The organism is Nautilia sp. (genome assembly GCF_053994455.1).
The window spans coordinates 1-4,497 of record NZ_JBMYAU010000074.1 but is presented as its reverse complement, the minus strand read 5'-3'; the positions used below and the strand labels follow the sequence as shown (position 1 = coordinate 4,497).

The window sequence follows — 4,497 nt, the reverse complement described above, 5'->3', positions numbered from 1 at the left end:
GTAATTTTTTGCTCTTTTCCGCTTGTTTTATCTTTAGCGCTAACATTTAGCACACCGTTTGCGTCAATGTCAAATGTTACTTCTATTTGAGGTACTCCTCTAGGAGCTGGCGGAATTCCTTCAAGGTTGAACTGTCCGAGCGATTTGTTGTCTTTCGCAAGTTCCGCTTCACCCTGTAGTACGTGAATTGTTACCGCTGTCTGGTTGTCTTCAGCCGTACTGAACACCTGTGATTTTTTTACAGGTATTGTTGTACCTTTTTCGATAATTTTTGTCATAACTCCGCCGAGTGTTTCAATACCAAGGCTAAGCGGTGTTACGTCAAGTAATAATACGTCTTTTACGTCACCTTTAAGCACACCGGCCTGAATTGCCGCACCAAGTGCCACGACTTCGTCAGGGTTAACGGATTTGTTTAGTTTTTTACCGTTAAAGTAATTGCTAACAAGGTCTTGTACTTTAGGAATTCTTGTTGAACCGCCCACCATTACGATTTCGTCGATTTCGTCTTTGCTTAGTCCCGCATCCTCAAGTGCCGTATCGATATGTCTTAATGTTTCTTGCAATAAATCGTCAATCATTGCTTCGAATTTAGCTCTTGTCAGTTTTTTAACAAGATGTTTAGGTCCTGTCGCATCCGCTGTAATAAACGGCAGGTTGATTTCGGTTTCGTCTTTAGTTGACAGTTCTTTTTTAGCCGTTTCAGCCGCGTCTTTTAATCTTTGAAGCGCCATTTTATCCTGGCTTAAATCAATACCTGTTTCCGCTTTAAATTCACTTATCAGCCATTCCACTATTCTGTTGTCGAAATCGTCTCCTCCCAAGAATGCGTTACCGTCTGTCGCAAGCACCTGGAATGTTCCGTCACCGATCTCAAGCACGGTTACGTCGAATGTACCGCCACCGAGGTCATACACTAAAATTTTTTCTTCACCTTTTTTGTCAAGTCCGTATGCAAGCGCCGCCGCTGTCGGTTCGTTGATAATTCTTAAAACGTTAAGACCTGCGATTTTACCGGCTTCCTGAGTCGCTTTTCTCTGACTGTCGTTGAAGTATGCCGGTACGGTAATCACCGCCTCGGTCACTTCTTCACCGAAGAATTCTTCAGCGTCTTTTTTAAGTTTCATCAATATTTTCGCTGAAATTTCCTGCGGAGTGTACACTTTTCCGTCCACTTCTACGGCACACGCGCCGTTTTTGTCAACGATTTTATACTGTACGTGTTTTTTAGCTTCCTGAGCCTTCGGCTCGTTACACATCATACCCATAATTCTTTTTACAGAATAGATTGTTCTTTCAGGGTTTGTAATAGCCTGTCTTTTCGCAGGCTCACCAACTAAAACTTCACCTTTATCGGTAAACGCCACAACTGACGGAGTAGTGTTTCTACCCTCTTTATTAGCAATTATTTTCGCATCTTTACCGTCATAGTACGCCATTGCTGAATTTGTTGTTCCTAAGTCAATTCCTATTACTTTTCCCATTATTTCCTCCTTAAAGTTTATTTTTTATTTATTGTTACCATTGAAGGCCTGATTACCCTGCCTTTAAGGGTGTAACCTTTTTGGTATATGTCAACTATCTGACCGTCTTCATGTTCATCACTTTGAACCTGCTGGATGGCCTGATGAATTTCAGGATTAAACTCCTCATGCTCAACCTGCTCGATACCGTGGTTTTTAAACGTATCAAGCAGTTTTTTCAGTGTAAGTTCCACACCTTCAAGAAGTTTGTCAAAAGCCTCCGCTTTATCTTCGATATCACCCGAATGCGCAATCGCAAGTTCAAGCGAATCCACAACCGGCAACAGATCTTTCGCAAACTTTTCATATGCGTATTCTATTGCGCTGTCGGCCTCTTTTTGAAGAAGCTTTTTATCGTTTTCACATTTTGCGTAAGCCCTCAGGGCTTCGTCAAGTTTCGCCTGAAGTTCTTCATTCTGTTTTTGAAGAGCCTCTATGTCAACCTGGGCTTCTTTTTTTTCTTCATGCTGTTTATTGTGTTTGTCATGATGCTTTTTTTTACTCATTTACTCCCCTCCTTTCACGGGTTTGGTTATTTCCAAAAAATCGGTGTATATATTACCGACCATTAATATATGTTTAATTTTTCTTTTTTCATTTTGAAGCATTCTGAAAACAAGATATTTATTAAAAAAACTTATTCCTTTCGGAAAGCGTTCGAAATTAAAGTTTTCAAACTCTTCAGAATCAATTTCTTCTTTATAAAGAAACTTTTTGTTATACGATTTGTATTCGTAAAGTCTTTTTATTGTTTTATACTCTTTTACAAGCCCTATATGTAAAAGATATTTTTTCAGCTCGTCCAAAAAAACACCTCTCATCGATTTAAAAAGAGTATAAAGGTTTTCATCGTATTTGAAAACGACTTCGTCTTTTTCAAACTCCAATACGATAAATTTATTATTTAAATTATAAACATCTATTAACAACTGGTTTTCAAACATCTCTATCATAATATATATATCCAGCTCTTTGGCTTTGGTTTCAAAATCGTCCGTATTTATTATCCTGCTTTTTAGCTTTTCGCGCCAAAAAGCTTTCATCGCCTTTACAGAAGGATATGAACCGCTCGAAACATGCTCTTTTTCCACAAGTTCATATCCTTCCAATTCTTTCAGATAGCTTCTGATACTCGAAGCCGAAAAAGGCAGATTAGCTATTTCTTTTAATTTAGTTGAGCTTAAAGGTTCACTTTTATTTAAGTAAACTCTTATTAATTGATTTAGAACAAACTCAACTTTTTCTTTCATTCTGGCACTCTTTTTTATTTTTTGACAGCAGCATTATACAACATTAAAGAATAAATGTCAAGTTTTTTAATCTATTTTTTAAAAAAACTTGAGTCGTTTTAACTAAATCTTTTCATAAAACCTTAATATCGATATAAACATCGCCGTTACCGCAGGTCCGATTATAATCCCCCAAAGCCCGAAAGACGAAAGCCCCGCCACTATTGAAAAGAATATAAGCAGAGAATTAAGCTCCGTGTCGGCTTCAAACGTATTTTTAACGAATTCTATAATCATAGGTTTTACAAACGTATCCGCCAATATGGAAATCATTATTATCGAATATAAAACTACCACAACCGCTCCCGTGGTATTTCCCACCGAATACAGATATAAACTCACAGGCCCCCACATTATCACGCCGCCTACAATAGGAATCAGGGAGGAAAAAGCGTACATTATCGTAAAGAAAAAGAAATTAAACCCGTAAATTTTAGCAATTATTCCAAAAAGAATCCCCTCAAGTATTGCAGTAAACACTGTAGAGTAAAACACAACGCTCATTACCTCACTCGTTCCGAAAAAGAGTTTTTCAAGCTGTTCGTTTTCCAAAGGAATAACTTTTTTAAAAAATTCCATAATCTCTTTTCCGTACAGTGTGGCAAAAAAGAAAAAAACAACTATTAAAAACGCATCCTTAATAAACACGGCGCTTTTTGCGGTAAGCGTTCCTATAATGGGAACAACCGTATTATATATCTGCGCAATATTGTCAGGATTTACATATTTCTGAACCTTATGCGCCACAACATCGGGAAGATATTCTAAAAGACTCTGGGCTTTTAAAATAATATTTTTAATGTCTTCTATGTTAATGTGGGAAATAAATTTTCCGGCCGTTATTACGAAATATAAAATCGGACCGAATATCAATAACGCAAAAATCAAAGTAACAAGCCCGGATGAAATATACTTATTTGTAATTTTTTTGCTTATTATAATACCCACCTTTCCGAATGCGATAGCCATAAGTGAAGCTATCGCTATATCCAAAAGATAAGGTTTATATGTAAGATATACAAAATATCCTACAACTAACGTTAAAAATGTTAAAAATTTCATTTATCTCCTTAAAAAAGACTTTTTGCCGGAAACTGCAAAATTTCATAAGCTTTGCGCGTTGCGATTCTGCCTTTTGGTGTTTTTTCTATAAAGCCGTTTGCAAGTAAAAACGGCTCGATAACTTCCTCGATGGTTCCTTCGTCTTCGCTTAGTGCCGCCGCTATGGTTGAAAGTCCCAGAGGTTTTTTCGCTTCTGCTAAAAGAGACAAAAATTTAATATCAAGTTCGTCAAACCCGTGTTCGTTTATTCCGAGTTCGTCAAGTGCGTATTTTGTCGTTTTGTGTGTAATTGTGTTTTCATCTTCTATTTCTGCAAAATCCCTCACCCTTTTAAGAAGTCTAAGAGCGATTCGCGGGGTCCCGCGCGAACGTTTTGCAATTTCCACGGCGGCGTTTTGTTCAATGTTTTTATTCAGTTTTTTCCTTGCCAACCTGATAATTTCGCTCAGCTCTTCATGATTATAAAAATTCAGCCTGAAACTCATACCGAATCTGTCACGCAGAGGATTAGAAAGCATTCCTGCCCGCGTGGTTGCGCCTATAAGGGTAAACCTTGAGACATCAAGCTTAATGGTCTGAGCCGCGGGACCGCTGCCTATTACAATGTCAAGCCTGAAATCCTC

General features: G+C 37.9%; 5 protein-coding genes. All 5 read right to left on the bottom strand.

The window, feature by feature from the left end:
• On the bottom strand, window positions 1-1,484 hold a 1,484-nt coding region (dnaK, locus tag ACXJIE_RS05525; RefSeq protein ID WP_456479970.1), incomplete at its 3' end, for a molecular chaperone DnaK.
• Window positions 1,485-1,501: 17 nt separating this feature from the next.
• A complete protein-coding gene (grpE, locus tag ACXJIE_RS05520; protein WP_456479969.1) occupies window positions 1,502-2,029 on the bottom strand; it encodes a nucleotide exchange factor GrpE in 528 nt (175 codons plus the stop codon).
• Window positions 2,030-2,773: a hypothetical protein gene (locus ACXJIE_RS05515; RefSeq protein WP_456479968.1), complete on the bottom strand. Its 744-nt coding sequence runs from the start codon at window positions 2,771-2,773 to the stop codon at window positions 2,030-2,032.
• Between the two features lie 102 nt (window positions 2,774-2,875).
• Complete coding sequence (locus tag ACXJIE_RS05510) at window positions 2,876-3,874, bottom strand: AI-2E family transporter (protein WP_456479967.1); 999 nt, start codon at window positions 3,872-3,874, stop codon at window positions 2,876-2,878.
• An 8-nt stretch (window positions 3,875-3,882) separates the two neighbouring features.
• Window positions 3,883-4,497, bottom strand: a 615-nt coding sequence (locus ACXJIE_RS05505) for a Holliday junction DNA helicase RuvB C-terminal domain-containing protein (RefSeq protein WP_456479966.1), incomplete at its 5' end; no start/stop codon positions are given.